Source organism: Emticicia sp. TH156 (genome assembly GCF_002855535.1).
Classification (GTDB): Bacteria; Bacteroidota; Bacteroidia; order Cytophagales; family Spirosomataceae; genus Emticicia; species Emticicia fluvialis.
The window spans coordinates 861900-877978 of record NZ_PKRS01000001.1; the positions used below are offsets into that span (position 1 = coordinate 861900).

Below are 16079 nucleotides of genomic sequence, written 5' to 3' on the forward strand. Positions count from 1 at the left end.
CTTCTAGTTTTTAAAAGCAAAATCTTGGGCAATGATTTTGTATTTTTTTTAGATAACATACCGAATCCTAAATGGGTACACTTGCAAATTTAAAAAACGGTTCGTAGTAAAAATTCAATAATTTGTCTTGTTAAACCCCCCGGGAATCGGTCGCATTGCCCCAAAAACCATACCGGATAGGTCAGATTAAAGCGCAATTAAAATATAACGTAAAAAAGTTACAGGCGTATATTTACTTCCATTTATCTTCAATGTCTTCCAGGCTCATACCTTTGGTTTCAAAAACCACAAACTTGGCAAAAAGCAAGCCCAGCAGCACTACAATGGTATAAATACCAAATATGCCGCCATTGGTACCCAGCGAAGTAGCCGCCATAATAGGGAAGGTGTAAGCTACACAAAAGTCAAAAACCCAGTGATTAAAGCTACCCATACTTGATGCAAAGCCTCTGATTTTCAGTGGATAAATCTCGGAAATCAGCAGCCAGCCTAATGGCCCCAGGCTGATAGCAAAGAAAACAATATAAGTATAAATACCACCTACCAGCATGAATTGCTGCAAGCCGGCATCAAGCGAGTCTTTCATAAAAAAAGCCAGCCCTACCGTAGATAAGCAAATAGCGGTGCCTATAAGGCCTGTATAAAGTAATGGTTTACGCCCCCATTTATCAAGAAACATAATCGCAAAAACAGTGGCTATTGAGTTGGTAACACCCACGCCCACAGTGGCCAGTGCTGCTGTGTTGCCCTCAGGAAATACGTTTTTGAAAATATCTGTCGAAAAATAAATGATAGCATTAATACCCGAAAACTGTTGTATAAAGAAAATACCCACCGCAATAAATAAAGGAATACGCAGGCGCTTGCTGAACAGCATTTTCCAGTTGGCTTTGTTATGTTTTTCGTTTTCTACTATTCTTTTGGTTTGGGTAAGCTCTTGTGTGGCCTGTTCAGGTTCGCGCAGGCGGTTCAGTACAGCCAGTGCCTCGGCGTCGCGGCCCTTGCTAATAAGCCAGCGTGGGCTTTCGGGTACAAAAAGCATGCCCAGAAACAAAATGGCAGCCGGCACAAACCCCGCCCAGAACATATTCCGCCAGCCGTCGGCCTGCTCGGCAAAGAAGAAACCCACCACATAAGATAACAATATACCCAGGGTAATAGCCAATTGAAAAAACGTTACCAGCTGGCCTCTCATGTGGGTAGGGGCAATCTCTGCCAGATACATAGGTACTGTTGAGGCCACAATACCTATGGCAAGTCCCAGAAATAAACGGCCGATAATGAGGAACAGAGTGCTTGGCGCCATGGCAGTAATAATAGAGCCAACTACGAAAATCAACGATGCCACGATGTTAATCTTTTTTCGGCCCAGTATGTCGGTCAGGGGGCCGCTGAGAAAAGGCCCCAGCATACCACCGGCCAGAACTGCGCTCACTATCCGGCTTTCTGTTTCAGGGCTTGGGTTAAATTGTGCCCGCAATGAGGGGAGAGCCACATTAATTACACCAGTATCAAAACCAAAAAGAAGCCCGCCGGTAGCGGCAACAGCAGCAATAAAATACAATAGTAGATTTTTGTTCATAAATAGATAGGTTAAATGCAACAACGCATACAAATAAACTAAATTTTCAGGAAATATCTGTAATTTCGTATTACAGATTGGTAAGTAGATACCCGTTTTGGGTAGTGAGGATATTGTTATCGAAGTCAGCAGAATGTTTTTAGAGAAAATCTATCTATCTAATTTTAAGAATTACGAAGAAGCCACATTTACTTTCTCGCCGCAGGTAAATTGTATAGTGGGTGAGAACGGGAGTGGGAAAACAAATCTGCTTGATGCTGTTTATTTTCTGGCACTGAGCAAAAGTGCCATGCACCACCAGGATGTGTTCAGCATTAATCATGATGCCGACTACATGATGATTGACGGTGTTTTTAGTAAAAACAGCCATACCCATCAGATTACCTGTACTATTCAGCGGGGGCAGCGTAAAATAATGATGTATGAAAAGAAACCCTACGAACGTATTGCTGACCACATAGGGCAGTTTCCGGTAGTATTGATTGCCCCGGATGATACCGAACTTATTAAAGAGGGCAGCGAAGAAAGACGAAGGTTTTTTGACGGGGTGCTGTCGCAAATGGATAGCGAATACCTGACTGACTACCAGCAGTATAACCGTATTCTTGAGCAAAGAAACAGCTTGTTGAAAATCTTTGCCGAGCGTAATTATATGGACCATGATTTACTGGATACCTACTCTGACCCACTGGTAAAACTGGCCGTTAGGCTTCATAAACAAAGGAAAGAGTTTATGGAAACTTTTCTGCCGGTGTTTAAAAAGCATTATGCCATAATAAGTGAGGGTAGGGAAGAGGTGGAAATAGTGTATGAGTCTGAAGTAGCCGTTGATAATTTTACGCAGGAGTTCCGCCAGAATCGCCAGACGGATATAAGGGCACAACGAACCACCAAAGGCATACATAAAGATGATTATGTTTTTGAGATAGACACTTACCCCATCAAGAAGTTTGGCTCGCAGGGGCAACAGAAATCTTTTGTAATGGCGCTACGGCTGGCGCAGTTTGAAATGATAGAGATACTGAAAGAGCTAAAGCCCATACTGCTGCTGGACGATATTTTTGATAAGCTCGACGACCGCCGGATTCACAGCCTGATAGAGAGCATCAACAACGGTATTTTCGGGCAGGTTTTTATTACGGATGCCCGGCCTGAACGAACCCGTAAAATTCTTGAACAGGTAGGTGCCGAGGTAAAGTATTTCAGTATTGACAATCATAAAAACGTAGCCTCGTAAAGTTGTGTTAGGTGGTTTTGCTTCTATGTTTTTTATTAATTTTTCGCTTATAACTTTATAAGTACCAAGTTTTTACGTATTTTTGCACCCGCGTTGTAAAAAACGACGTTTTTTTATGCCCTTTCTGAAGCAAATGGTTCTTTCGGAGGGGTTCATCTAAAAATTTTTGAACCAATGTCACAAAAAATCAGAATCAAATTAAAGTCGTTTGACCACAACTTAGTGGACAAATCGGCAGAGAGAATTGTGAAGGCTGTAAAATCTACAGGAGCCGTTGTTAGCGGACCAATTCCGTTGCCTACTCGCAAAGAAATCTTCACTGTATTGCGTTCTCCGCACGTTAACAAAAAATCACGTGAGCAATTCCAGTTATGTACGTACAAACGTTTGATCGACATTTACTCGGCCAGCCCGAAAACTGTTGACGCGTTGATGAAACTGGAACTACCAAGTGGTGTTGACGTTGAGATTAAAGTATAGTTATCTCTTAGTTGATTGCGATAGGCCTCTGAGTTAACTCAGAGGCTTTTTTTATGTTTTATAAGGCATGGTTTGACGGAGAATCAGGTGATAATTCCCCCCGGTTGGCTATTTAAATGAACAGATTATCTCAATATTTTTCGTCGATAATGATTTAATTCATAAATTTGCTTCGTCTAAGCAAAATGACGTTTAATTATAAAAGAATCAGAGATGGCAGCTACCAAAGAAAAAGCACCAAAAGTAAAGTATTCTAAAGAAACATATATGTATTGGTACGAGTCTATGTTTCTTCAAAGAAAATTTGAAGAAAAGGCCGGCCAGTTGTATGGGCAGCAAAAGATTCGTGGATTTTGTCATTTATATATAGGCCAGGAGGCTTGTTCTTCAGGAGCTGTTTCGGCATTAACCAAAGATGACAAATGGATTACCGCCTACAGAGACCACGGCCATCCGTTGGCGCTGGGTACTGACCCCAACAGAATTATGGCAGAGTTGTACGGAAAAGAAACCGGTACAACCAAAGGTAAAGGGGGCTCAATGCACATTTTTGATAAAGAAGTAAACTTTATTGGCGGGCATGGTATTGTAGGGGCGCAGATTCCGTTAGGTGCAGGTATAGCATTTGCCGAAAAATATAAAGGTACGCAAAACCTTTGTATGTGTTATTTTGGCGATGGCGCTGTGCGTCAGGGTGCGTTGCACGAGGCGTTCAACATGGCCATGACCTGGAAATTACCCGTAATATTTGTAGTTGAAAACAACGGCTATGCCATGGGTACGTCGGTAGAGCGTACCTCAAACGTAAGAGAGCTATACACCATTGGTGAGGCGTATGATATGCCTGCAGAACCGGTAGACGCGATGGATGTAGAAATGGTACACGAAGCAGTAAAACGTGCTGCCGACCGCGCCAGAGCAGGTGAAGGCCCTACTTTCCTTGAATTCAAGACCTATCGTTTCCGTGGCCATTCAATGTCAGACCCTCAGAAATACCGTACCAAGGATGAAGTGGAAGAATGGAAACGCCGCGACCCGTTAGAGCTTTGCCGCGACCGTATCTTAACCAACGGTATTGCTACAGAAGCAGAATTGGAAGAAATAGATTTGCGAGTGAAAGCGAAGGTAGAGGAGTCGGTAAAATTTGCAGAAGAATCGCCGTTCCCTAAAGCAGAAACCGCGTTTGATGATATTTACGTACAATCTGACTATCCTTTCCTGAGAGAATAGTCTTTTTACGTAATTTATAATATCAATAAAGCCGGCTTTTATGGGCCGGCTTTATTGTTTCCTGAAAAAATGTATTTTACAAATCGCCCTTTTGCGGGCGCATCACAATTTCTTCCATTACAGCTCCGTCAGACAAACTATAAGCCGTCCAGATGGTTTTGGCAACATCTTCCGCTTGCATAAATCTTTCAGCCGGAATATCCACACCTGCCCAACTGTCGGTCAGTACGGCACCGGGCATAATAGACGTTACCTTTATATTAAAAGGTTTCATTTCTTCGCGTAAGCACTTACTGAAACCCAGCAGGGCAAATTTAGAAATACTGTAAGAGCCACCGTTAGGGTAGGCCATCAGGCTGGCAACCGAACACATATTAAATATATATCCGCTTTTTTGGGCAATCATGCCTTTGATAAGTCCGCGGGTCAGATAATACGCGCTGTACAGGTTTGTTTCTATCAGGCTTTCAAGCACACCATCCTGCTCTTCGTGGATATTCCCCGGAATGAAACTCCCTGCATTATTTACAAGCACATCTACCGGCCTGTTGAGCGACTGAATAAACCCCACCAGCCCTGCTACCTCTTGTTTTATGGCCAGGTCGGCGGCATAAATAAAACAGTTTACTTTATATTGGGTGGTTATATGGTTTTGCAGCTCTTTTAAATCAGCCTCTTTTCGAGCCGAGGCCAGTACATCAAAGCCGTTTTGGGCGAAGATTTCAATAATGGCCCGACCGATTCCACGGCTACCGCCTGAAACTACTATCAGTTTTTTGCTCATGTTCTGCTCTTTTAATTGTTTTTATGGTATGGCTCTGGTTTTTGAATATAAACTTTCTTATCTAAAATGCGTTATTAAACTATTCGTTATCTTTGCAAATATCGTTAAAAAGCATGTTAAGAACTGTAGGAGAATATTTAATATTTCTGGGGAAACTATTTAGCCGTAGAGAAACTTTCAAAGTTTACTGGAACCGGTTTATAGACGAGTGTCTGGCTATTGGTGTCAGTTCAGTTCTCATTGTTTCCATTGTGGCTGTATTTATTGGCGCCGTTACCTGCGTGCAGACAAGAGCCAACCTGGTAAGCCCCTTAATACCGGTATATGTAGTAAGTAATATTGTGCGCGACATGACCCTCCTGGAGCTCTCATCTACTTTTATGTGTGTGGTGCTTGCCGGCAAAATAGGGTCTAACATTGCTGGTGAGCTGGGAACCATGAAAATAACCGAGCAGATAGACGCACTTGAAGTAATGGGAATCAACTCTGCGTCTTACCTTGTGCTGCCTAAATTACTGGCTTCCATGTTTACGTTTCCGTTGTTGGCTATTCTTTCAGGTTTTCTGGGTATTCTGGGCGGCTACCTTGCCGGAACACTAACAGGCATTATTACCCCCGAAGATTATATCTATGGTATCAGATATTCGTTTGTTCCGTTCAATGTTTTTATTGCCATTATTAAAGCCTTTGTTTTTGGGTTTCTTATTTCTACCATCTCTGCTTTTAAAGGATATTACACCCGGGGCGGGGCTTTAGAAGTAGGGCAGGCAAGTACATCGGCCGTAACCAATAGTTGTATAGCTGTTTTAATTGCCGACTACCTGTTGGCTGAATTATTGACCTGATACCCGGCAAACCCGGTTTTTTCATTACTCTTCACAGCGTTCTTTTCAGGATTGAAATTATATGATAGAAATAAAAAACATTTCGAAGTCTTTCAACGACCGCAAGGTTTTAGATAATGTAAGTGGTGTTTTTAAAAAAGGAAAGATAAGTCTGGTTATCGGGGCAAGCGGTACAGGAAAAAGCGTATTGTTGAAATGTATGCTAGACCTGGTACGGCCTGAAGGCGGCTTAACGCTTTATGATGGCCGTGATTTTTATCTGGGAGAAGAGGAAGACAAGAAGGATATCCGCCGCGAAATGGGCGTACTATTTCAGGGTGGGGCGCTTTTTGATTCGCAAACCGTGCATCAGAATATACAGTTTCCTTTGGATATGCTCACCGAAATGCCTGAAAAGGAGAAAAAAGAGAGAGTAGAGTTTTGCTTGCAAAGAGTAGGTTTGGAAGGAACCGGAAACCGGATGCCTTCTGAGATATCGGGCGGGATGAAAAAAAGGGTAGGTATAGCCAGAGCCATTGTAATGAATCCGAAATACCTGTTTTGTGATGAGCCCAACTCTGGCCTTGACCCGCTTACCTCAATAAAAATAGATGAGTTGATTCAGGAAATAACCGAAGAATATAACACCACAACTGTTGTGATTACACATGATATGAACTCGGTTCTTTCTATCGGCGACTACATCATGTTCTTATATAAAGGGCAAAAAATATGGGAGGGCAGCAGCCAGACGATCCTTGATGTGAGTACTCCTGAACTTGAAGAATTTGTTTTCTCTAATAAGGCCTTGCAGAAAATGAGAGGTGATAAAAAGAAATAGGCAATGCTCAGGGTTCCGTCTTCCATAAGCGCTAATGAGTTTGAATTGCTCAAGATTCAGGAAATGACCTTTGTGGCTTACCGGAACAATGTCTATCCGTCGCGCAATGAGATTTTCTTTGAAGAACACGCCATTGTGTATGTGCTGGAAGGCGAAAAGAAATTTATTTCTCCTACACAAGATATCCACGTACAAAAAGGGCAGATTCTTTTTTTTCAACGGGGTTGCTATTCCATGAACGAGTCTATCGACAGCAACTACCGCAGCCTTGTTTTTTTCTTCCCCGAAAACCTGCTGAAAGAGTTTGTAGGGCAAAATCTTTCACTGTTTGAAGATTCGCCCGACGGGGCATTTGAACAAATACTGAGCCTTGAAAGCAACGAGAACTTTGATAAGTTCGTCGATTCGCTTATTCCGTTCTTCAGTGCCCGTACCAACCTGCTCAATCAGTTTCTGAAACTGAAATTCAATGAGCTGATGTTACACCTGCTTGAATTGGACCAGACGGGTCAGTTCCAGTCAACACTCTTCAAAATTTATCAGGGTCAGAAAATAGATCTGGCCTATCTGCTCGAAAACTATTATCTTAAACCGCTTTCTATTAGTGAATTAGCACGTATTTCCGGCCGAAGCCTGTCGGTTTTCAAACGCGACTTCGAACAACAGTTTCATACCTCGCCTGCTGCCTGGATCAAAAACAGGAGGCTGGAATACGCCTCATTTCTTCTGCAAAATACGCCTAAGAACGTCTCCGAAATCAGCCTTGAAATTGGCTATGAGAGCGTTTCTCATTTCATCAAAGCCTTCAAAGAAAAATACGGTTTTACGCCCAAGAAAAACCAATGAGCCAAAAACATTATTTTTTGGTCGTATTTCGTTAATCCTTATTGAGTTATTATACTCAAATTTGTATTGTTAAATTAGAGAAATGTCGGCAGATAAGTTTCAGAACAAATATCGTATTCCGTCTGCTCGGCACCCAGATTGGGATTATGGGTCTAATGGTATTTATTTTATCACTATTTGTACCAAAAACAGACAATACTTTTTAGGTGAATGCCAAGAGGGTAAAATGAAATTATCAACCGCCGGAGCAATTGCACAAGGTTTTTGGCATGAGATTCCAAAACATTTTCCATTCGTTACCTTAGGTGATTTTGTTGTAATGCCCAATCATATTCATGGCATTTTAGTTATTAATAAAAACATCAATAATGAAACCAATACCGAGGTAGAGACAGGGCATTGCCCTGTCTCTACACAGGACGGTGAATTATCTAATGATAAAACCAACGCCCAATTACGTTTCAGAAATCAGGGTAAAAATACGGTTTCATCAATTATTGGTTCATACAAGTCAATTTGTACAAAACATATTCACCCAATAGTACCAGATTTTGAATGGCAAACACGTTTTTGGGACAATATAATCAGAAAGGAAAAGGATTTTAATACCATCAGCCAGTATATTATCAATAATCCATTGACTTGGGAAAATGATAAATTATTTGGAGAACAGACAGAGAAGTTAATAGAAGAGTCAGGAAATCTTGACTTATAAATCACAGAAATAAAACGCTTAAATATAAAATGTCAACACCAAAATCACTATTCGACAAAGTATGGGATGCGCACGTTGTTCGTAAAATCGAAGACGGCCCGGATGTGTTCTTTATCGACCGTCACTTTATTCATGAAGTAACAAGCCCGGTGGCTTTCTTAGGTCTGGAAACCCGAGGAATTAATGTACTGTTCCCGAATCGTACCTTTGCTACCGCCGACCATAATACACCCACCATTAACCAACACCTGCCGGTTTCAGACCCGCTTTCTGCCAATCAGTTGAAGGCATTGGAAACCAATACAGCTAAATATGGCATTTCACACTGGGGTTTGGGGCATCAGAAGAACGGCATTGTACACGTAGTAGGGCCTGAAAATGGTATTACTTTACCGGGTATGACTATCGTTTGTGGCGACTCGCATACATCTACCCACGGAGCATTCGGTGCCATTGCTTTTGGTATCGGTACCTCTGAGGTTGAGATGGTACTTTCTTCGCAATGTATTATGCAGCCTAAACCTAAAAAGATGCGTGTAACCATCAATGGTAAATTAGGGCCTGCCGTTATGCCTAAAGACGTAACGCTTTATATTATTGCTCAATTAACTGCAGCGGGAGCAACCGGTTATTTTGTAGAGTACGCCGGAGATGTTTTCAGAAATATGAGCATGGAAGGCCGCATGACGGTTTGTAATATGTCTATCGAGATGGGTGCCAGAGGGGGTATCATTGCTCCTGACGAAACTACCTTTGCTTACCTGAAAGGAAGAGAGATGGCACCAAAAGGCGAAGCATGGGACAAAGCCCTTGCCTACTGGAAAACCCTGCCAACTGACGAAGGCACCGTTTTTGATTTAGAATATACATTTGATGCTGCCGATATTGAGCCGCAGATAACCTACGGTACAAACCCGGGTTTGGGTACCGGTATTTCTCAGAATATCCCAATGGCCAGTCAGGTAAAAGACGGCGAAGCCAGCTACAAAAAATCATTGGGTTATATGGGCTTTGCAGAAAACGAGCAGATAATAGGCAAACCTATTGACTACGTTTTCTTAGGCAGTTGTACCAATGGCCGTATTGAAGACTTCCGCGCTTTTGCGTCCATCGTAAAAGGCCGCAAGAAAGCAGACAATGTAACGGCATGGTTGGTGCCGGGGTCTCACATTGTGGAGTCACAAATTAAGGAAGAAGGGATTCTGGATGTGTTGAATGAAGCCGGGTTCGAATTGCGCCAACCGGGTTGCTCGGCATGTCTGGCCATGAACGATGACAAGATTCCGGCAGGTAAGTATGCGGTGTCTACCTCTAACCGTAACTTCGAAGGCCGTCAGGGCCCCGGTGCGCGTACGCTATTGGCCAGCCCATTAGTAGCAGCAGCAGCAGCCGTAACCGGAAAAGTAACCGACCCAAGAGAATTAATCTAAACAAAAACAAAGGTGTCAGATAAGTCGAACAATTGTCTGACTTTAAAAATATTACGACAAATGGCTTACGATAAATTTACAGTACTAAAAAGTACCGCTGTACCCATGCCTATCGAGAACGTGGATACTGACCAGATAATACCTGCCCGTTTCTTGAAAGCAACCAAGCGCGAAGGCTTTGGTGACAACCTGTTCAGAGACTGGCGATATAACTCAGACAATACCCCTAAGCCGGATTTTGTGCTTAACAACCCAATTTATTCGGGCAAGATTCTGGTAGGTGGCCGTAACTTTGGTAGTGGCTCCAGTCGCGAACACGCCGCCTGGGCTATTTATGACTACGGCTTCCGTTGTGTGGTATCAAGCTTCTTTGCCGACATTTTCAAAGGTAACGCCATTAACGTAGGTATTTTACCGGTACAGGTAAGCCCGGAGTTTCTGGATAAAATCTTTCTGGCCATCGAGGCCGACCCTGAAGCAGAATTGGAAGTAAGCCTGCCAGAGCAAACCATTACTATTGTATCAACCGGCGAGAAAGAAAGTTTTGCCATTAACGGATATAAGAAAGATAACCTGATAAACGGCTACGATGATATTGATTATCTGCAAGCCATGAAAGAGGAAATAAAATCATTTGCTGAAAAGAGTCTCTATTAATCAGCTACCCCCTTTTACCGGAGACAACAAAACCACTGCTTTAAGCAACAGCATAATGAACTATATAGAAATAATGGATACAACACTCCGCGATGGTGAACAAACCAGCGGAGTGTCTTTTTCTTCTACCGAAAAACTAACCATTGCCCAGTTACTATTAACAGAAGTAAAAGTTGACCGACTGGAGGTTGCTTCTGCGAGGGTGTCTGACGGTGAGTTTGAGGCCGTGAAGAAAATCACATCCTGGGCAGCAGAAAACGGGTTTCTCGAAAAAATAGAGGTATTGACCTTTGTTGACGGAGAGACATCTGTTAACTGGATGCTTGAAGCCGGAGCCAGAGTGATGAACCTGCTCACCAAAGGCTCTCTGAATCATCTTACCCATCAGTTAAAGAAAACCCCCGAACAGCACTTCGACGAAATAGCTCAGGTAATTGCGCTGGCGCAATCGAAAGGTATTAAATGTAATGTATATCTTGAAGACTGGAGCAACGGCATGAGAAATTCTCGTGAGTATGTGTTTCAATACCTGGATTTTATAACCAGGCAGCCCATCGAAAGAGTGCTGCTGCCTGATACCCTGGGGGTACTAACCCCTAAGGAATCGTACGACTTTATACATGCCATTGTTGAGCGTTACCCCAATCATCACTTCGATTTTCATGCCCATAACGATTACGACCTAAGCGTAGCCAATGTAATGGAAGCCGTGCGCGCAGGAGCCAAAGGCCTGCACCTGACCGTAAACGGTATGGGTGAGCGTGCAGGTAATGCACCCCTGGCCAGTACCATTGCAGTGCTGAACGACTTTTTTCCGGATGTAAAAACATCAGTTGTAGAAGAGTCATTGTATTCAGTAAGTAAAATTGTTGAAACGTTTTCAGGTTTTCTTGTACCAGTCAATAAGCCTGTTGTTGGAGAAAACGTGTTTACGCAAACGGCGGGCATACATGCCGACGGCGACAATAAAAACAACCTGTATTTCAACGATCTGATGCCGGAGCGTTTTGGTCGGCAGCGGAAATATGCGCTGGGCAAAACTTCGGGCAAGGCTAATATTGAAAAGAATCTGCAGGAGCTGGGCATCAAATTGTCGCAGGCTGATTTAAAGAAAGTAACGCAACGCATAATTGAACTGGGTGATAAGAAGGAGGTAGTAACCAGAGAAGACCTACCGTATATTATCTCTGATGTTATTGATTCTAATGCTATTGTTGAAAGAGTAGAAGTAATGAATTATGTTTTGACCCATTCAAGAAACCTACGGCCGTCTACCACTTTACAGGTTAAAATTGATGGAGTTGTATTTGAGGAAAATGCGCAGGGGGATGGGCAGTATGATGCTTTCATGAATGCTTTGAAGAAGATTTATGATAAAAAGAAAATATTGCTTCCGATGCTGACGGATTATACCGTTCGGATTCCACCCGGTGGAAAAACAGATGCACTTTGTGAAACAATAATTACCTGGGAACAGAACAACAAGGAATTTAAAACGCGTGGCCTTGATTCTGACCAGACGGTATCTGCCATTAAAGCAACCCAGAAAATGTTGAATCTGATACAGTTTTAATAAGCATTTTTGCCACGATGTACACAATTAAGACACAAAGTTTCACAATTTGTATGAAAGAGTACCAGCCACTACCAGCAAGTATTGAAGAAATTGGTAGAAAGATAATAAGTGCTGCCTATAAAGTTCATTCTTCGCTTGGCCCAGGCTTATTGGAAAAAATATATGAAATCTGCCTGACTTATGAACTTCAGAAAATGAGATTAAAAGCAGAGAGACAGGTAATAGTTCCTGTAAAGTATGATGAACTTGTTTTTGAGGAAGGCCTCAGAATAGATATTTTGGTAGAAAATACAATTATAGTAGAAGTTAAAGCAGTTGATTTAGTTAACCCAATATGGAAAGCACAGGTATTGAGCTAATTAAAAATGACAAATAAACGCTTGGGATTTGTATTAAACTTTAATGTAATTTCAATGAAAGAGGGTATTCAAAGGGTAATATTGTGAAACATTGTGTCTTAATTGTGTACTTTGTGGCAATAGTAACAAGAATAAATAATCAAAAATAAATGAAAAAACATATTTTAGTTGTTCCCGGAGACGGAATCGGGCAGGAAGTAACAGCCGTCGGAAAAAAAGTAGTAGAAAAAATAGCGCAGAAATTCGGTCATGAGTTTACTTATGACGAAGCCCTGATTGGCCACGTAGCTATAGAAGCTACCGGAGACCCGCTACCGGAAGAAACCCTTGTGAAAATGCGTGCCTCTGACGCCGTTCTTTTCGGAGCAGTAGGCCACCCGAAATATGATAACGACCCATCGGCCAAAGTGCGTCCGGAGCAAGGTCTTCTAAAAATGCGTAAGGAGTTAGGTTTGTATGCCAACCTGCGCCCAATTAAGTTGTTTGATGAGCTCTTGGGGGCATCAAGCATCAAACCGGAGATTCTGAAGGGTTCAGACATTCTGTTTTTCCGAGAACTGACAGGCGATATTTATTTCGGAGAAAAGGGCCGTAAAAACGATGGCGATACTGCTTATGACATTGCCGAGTATAGCCGTTATGAAGTTGAGCGCATAGCCCGTAAGGCCTTTGATGCAGCCATGACACGCGGTAAGAAAGTAATGTCTGTTGACAAAGCCAATGTATTGGAAACCAGCCGTTTGTGGAGAGAAGTAGTGCAGAAAGTAGCTAAAGAATATCCTGAAGTAACAGTTGAGCACCAGTTTGTAGATTCGGCAGCTATGTTACTAATCAAGAACCCAAGACAGTTTGACGTAGTAGTAACAGCTAATCTTTTTGGCGATATCCTGACTGACGAAGCCTCACAGATTGCCGGTTCAATGGGAATGTTGGCTTCAGCCTCAATTGGTGACAGTACCGGTGTTTATGAGCCAATCCACGGTTCGGCGCATGATATTACTGGTAAAGGCCTGGCTAACCCTATGGCCTCTGTTTTGTCGGCAGCTCTGATGTTAGATATCTCGTTTGGTCTGAAAGCCGAAAGTGAAGCCATTATTTCTGCAGTTGAGCAGACGTTGAAGGCGGGCTTCCGTACCGGAGACATCGCCGATGCTTCAACACCAAAAGAAATGATTCTGGGAACCGACGCAATAGGAGAGGAGATTCTGAAAAGAATATAAGCAGAAGTGTTTCTTATAAGCAAGTGCGTCACATAAGCCTTATGTGGCGCACTCTTTTTTTCATCAGAAATATTAGTTAGTTTTGATAAAAAATTACGTAAACACCCCCAATGAAAAAGTTATTTCTTGTTCTTATTGCTGCTTTGGTTAGTCAGGTGTCATTCGCTCAGCTCCCTAAAATTGGTTATGTGTATGATGACTACGTGATGGTAAATCTGAAAGATATAAAAGATCTGCAGAACGAAGTAGCGGCTAAAAGAGAAGAGTTTTCAAAGCAGTTTGAAGCAAAAGCCAAGGTTTATCAAGAGAAATACGCGCTTTATCAGCAGTCTTTAAAAGATATAAGCAATGTTACCACTGAATCGTTAAATGCAGCCCTGAAAGAAGTACAGGACCTGAAAAAAGTGGCAGATGAATATCAGTCCAGTGCAGAAGCAGAACTGCAAAGCCTGATTCAGACAAAATACAAAGAGATTCGCGACAAGGTAGATGCTACTACCAAGAAAGTAGCTGCCGAAAAAGGATATAAATTTGTTTTCAGAAGAAATGTAGACGGTTCCAACAGGGAGTCGACACCTATATTGCTTTATTCAAACGATAACGACAGAGACAACTTGTCTGATGCCATTTTACTAAAACTGGGTTCAACACCTCCGCCAAAACCCAAACCGGCAGTTTCTGCACCAAAACCGGCAGCAACCACCAAAAAGCCAGCGCCTAAAAAATCTTAATATCCTGAAACAGGTTGACTGTTTTTAGATTGACAAAATAGGAAAAACGCCCCTAAACAATTCTTACATCGTTTAGGGGCGTTTTTTATTGTTTCTCCCAAATCTCTTTAAAGGCCTCTTGCAATACTTCTTTATCATCAAAATGGTGTTTCACACCTTTTATATCCTGATACGTCTCGTGGCCTTTACCAGCTACTAAGATAATATCCTGCGGACGGGCTATTCTCACGGCTTCAAATATGGCCTCTCTGCGGTCTTCAATGGTTTGTACTTTGTTTACATAAATCACAGGCACACCGCCCTCCATTTGCCCGAGAATGGCAAAAGGGTCTTCATTTCTTGGGTTGTCAGAAGTAAGTATAACTCTATTGCTGAGGCGACTGGCTATTTCGGCCATAATGGGGCGCTTGGTAGCATCGCGGTTTCCGCCACAACCCACCACAGTAATAATCTGTTGGTTGCCTTCCTGTAAATCAACAATGGTTTCCAGTACATTTTTCAGGGCATCAGGGGTATGTGCGTAATCAACTATACCTACAATATGGTTTTGCGATACAACCTGCTCAAACCTGCCAGAGGGTGGTTTGATGTCTGAAAGTTGCATCAGTACCTCGTCCGGATTTTCGCCCAGTAAAACAGCGGCGCCAAATACACCCAGCAGATTGTAGGCATTAAATGCACCTATTAACTTAAACCATACTTCTCGTCCGTCAATATCCATCTGCAAGCCAAACAACCCGCAAGCCAGAATCTTGCCTTTAAAACTGCCGATATTCTTTAATGAATAAGTCTCCTTGCGGGCGGCTGAATTCTGAATCATTATTTTGCCGTTCTTGTCGTCGGTATTTACTAATGCAAAAGCCGACGCCGGAAGCTGATCGAAAAATCCTTTTTTGGCTTTTATGTAATTATCAAAAGTTTCGTGGAAATCAAGGTGGTCGTGGGTAATGTTTGTAAAAATGCCTCCAGCAAAATGAAGTCCTGCAATACGCTCCTGCACTACTGAGTGCGAGCTAACCTCCATGAAACAATAGCGCACACCTTTCTGAACCATTTCCAGTAGCAATTCATTGATTTTTACCGAATCGGGTGTGGTATGGGTAGACGGAATGATATCATCATCTATCTGATTCTGAACGGTAGACAGCAAGCCGCAGCGATACCCCAGTTTACGGAACAAACGGAATAGCAAGGTAACTGTTGAGGTTTTGCCGTTGGTGCCAGTAACACCCACCAGCTTTAGTTTTTTAGATGGGTTGCCATAAAAATTGGCTGCCACCAGACCCATGGTGCGGGCTGAATTTTCTACCCGCAGATAGCAGATTTCTTCATTTAAAACCTCTGGCAGGCGCTCACAGATAATGGCAGAAGCCCCCATTTCAATGGCTTTCTGTATGAAATTATGGCCGTCAACCTGTGTGCCACCAATGGCAACAAACAGGCTTCCGCTTTGTACCTGACGGGAATCAAAGACAATTTTTTTTATTTCAATATCTGTTTTGCCCGAAACAGCTAACAGAGGAACTTTATATAGGATATCGCTTAATATCATAATAACGGCTTGGTT

The 16079-nt window shown here is 42.5% G+C and carries 16 protein-coding genes; 13 read left to right on the top strand and 3 right to left on the bottom strand.

Going from position 1 to position 16079, the window contains the following annotated elements:
- Positions 1-232: 232 nt before the first annotated feature.
- Positions 233-1582, bottom strand: coding sequence for a sugar porter family MFS transporter (locus tag C0V77_RS03615; protein ID WP_101724933.1), 1350 nt, complete (start codon positions 1580-1582; stop codon positions 233-235).
- A gap of 133 nt (positions 1583-1715) precedes the next feature.
- Between C0V77_RS03615 and recF the strand changes: the two genes are divergently transcribed.
- From recF to pdhA, 3 genes are all read left to right on the top strand, one after another.
- A complete protein-coding gene (recF, locus tag C0V77_RS03620; protein ID WP_101724934.1) occupies positions 1716-2819 on the top strand; it encodes a DNA replication/repair protein RecF in 1104 nt (367 codons plus the stop codon).
- Between the two features lie 174 nt (positions 2820-2993).
- On the top strand, positions 2994-3299 hold the full coding sequence (gene rpsJ / locus C0V77_RS03625) for a 30S ribosomal protein S10 (RefSeq protein ID WP_101724935.1): 306 nt from the start codon (positions 2994-2996) through the stop codon (positions 3297-3299).
- Positions 3300-3512: 213 nt separating this feature from the next.
- Entirely contained in the window at positions 3513-4529 is a 1017-nt protein-coding gene (gene pdhA, locus C0V77_RS03630) for a pyruvate dehydrogenase (acetyl-transferring) E1 component subunit alpha (protein ID WP_101724936.1), read from the top strand.
- Between the two features lie 76 nt (positions 4530-4605).
- On the opposite strand, the gene C0V77_RS03635 is transcribed toward pdhA, so the two are convergent.
- On the bottom strand, positions 4606-5313 hold the full coding sequence (locus C0V77_RS03635; RefSeq protein ID WP_101724937.1) for an SDR family oxidoreductase: 708 nt from the start codon (positions 5311-5313) through the stop codon (positions 4606-4608).
- A 113-nt stretch (positions 5314-5426) separates the two neighbouring features.
- On the opposite strand from C0V77_RS03635, the gene C0V77_RS03640 reads away from it, so the two are divergent.
- From C0V77_RS03640 to C0V77_RS03685, 10 genes are all read left to right on the top strand, one after another.
- Positions 5427-6158: an ABC transporter permease gene (locus tag C0V77_RS03640; protein WP_101724938.1), complete on the top strand. Its 732-nt coding sequence runs from the start codon at positions 5427-5429 to the stop codon at positions 6156-6158.
- 61 nt (positions 6159-6219) lie between these two features.
- Entirely contained in the window at positions 6220-6978 is a 759-nt protein-coding gene (locus tag C0V77_RS03645) for an ABC transporter ATP-binding protein (protein ID WP_101724939.1), read from the top strand.
- A gap of 3 nt (positions 6979-6981) precedes the next feature.
- Entirely contained in the window at positions 6982-7824 is an 843-nt protein-coding gene (locus C0V77_RS03650) for an AraC family transcriptional regulator (protein WP_101724940.1), read from the top strand.
- Between the two features lie 82 nt (positions 7825-7906).
- Positions 7907-8539 (top strand): transposase, encoded by a 633-nt coding sequence (locus tag C0V77_RS03655; RefSeq protein ID WP_101724941.1) that lies wholly within the window; start codon positions 7907-7909, stop codon positions 8537-8539.
- Positions 8540-8568: 29 nt separating this feature from the next.
- Positions 8569-9969, top strand: coding sequence for a 3-isopropylmalate dehydratase large subunit (leuC, locus tag C0V77_RS03660; protein WP_101724942.1), 1401 nt, complete (start codon positions 8569-8571; stop codon positions 9967-9969).
- Between the two features lie 60 nt (positions 9970-10029).
- Entirely contained in the window at positions 10030-10626 is a 597-nt protein-coding gene (gene leuD, locus C0V77_RS03665) for a 3-isopropylmalate dehydratase small subunit (RefSeq protein WP_101724943.1), read from the top strand.
- A 55-nt stretch (positions 10627-10681) separates the two neighbouring features.
- Complete coding sequence (locus tag C0V77_RS03670; RefSeq protein ID WP_216824391.1) at positions 10682-12199, top strand: alpha-isopropylmalate synthase regulatory domain-containing protein; 1518 nt, start codon at positions 10682-10684, stop codon at positions 12197-12199.
- A gap of 53 nt (positions 12200-12252) precedes the next feature.
- Positions 12253-12561, top strand: coding sequence for a GxxExxY protein (locus tag C0V77_RS03675; RefSeq protein WP_229236186.1), 309 nt, complete (start codon positions 12253-12255; stop codon positions 12559-12561).
- Between the two features lie 149 nt (positions 12562-12710).
- Complete coding sequence (gene leuB, locus C0V77_RS03680) at positions 12711-13781, top strand: 3-isopropylmalate dehydrogenase (RefSeq protein ID WP_101724944.1); 1071 nt, start codon at positions 12711-12713, stop codon at positions 13779-13781.
- Positions 13782-13891: 110 nt separating this feature from the next.
- Positions 13892-14512, top strand: a complete 621-nt coding sequence (locus C0V77_RS03685; protein ID WP_101724945.1) for an OmpH family outer membrane protein — start codon at positions 13892-13894, stop codon at positions 14510-14512.
- A gap of 85 nt (positions 14513-14597) precedes the next feature.
- On the opposite strand, the gene C0V77_RS03690 is transcribed toward C0V77_RS03685, so the two are convergent.
- Positions 14598-16064, bottom strand: a complete 1467-nt coding sequence (locus C0V77_RS03690) for a UDP-N-acetylmuramoyl-L-alanyl-D-glutamate--2,6-diaminopimelate ligase (RefSeq protein ID WP_101724946.1) — start codon at positions 16062-16064, stop codon at positions 14598-14600.
- Positions 16065-16079 lie beyond the last annotated feature (15 nt).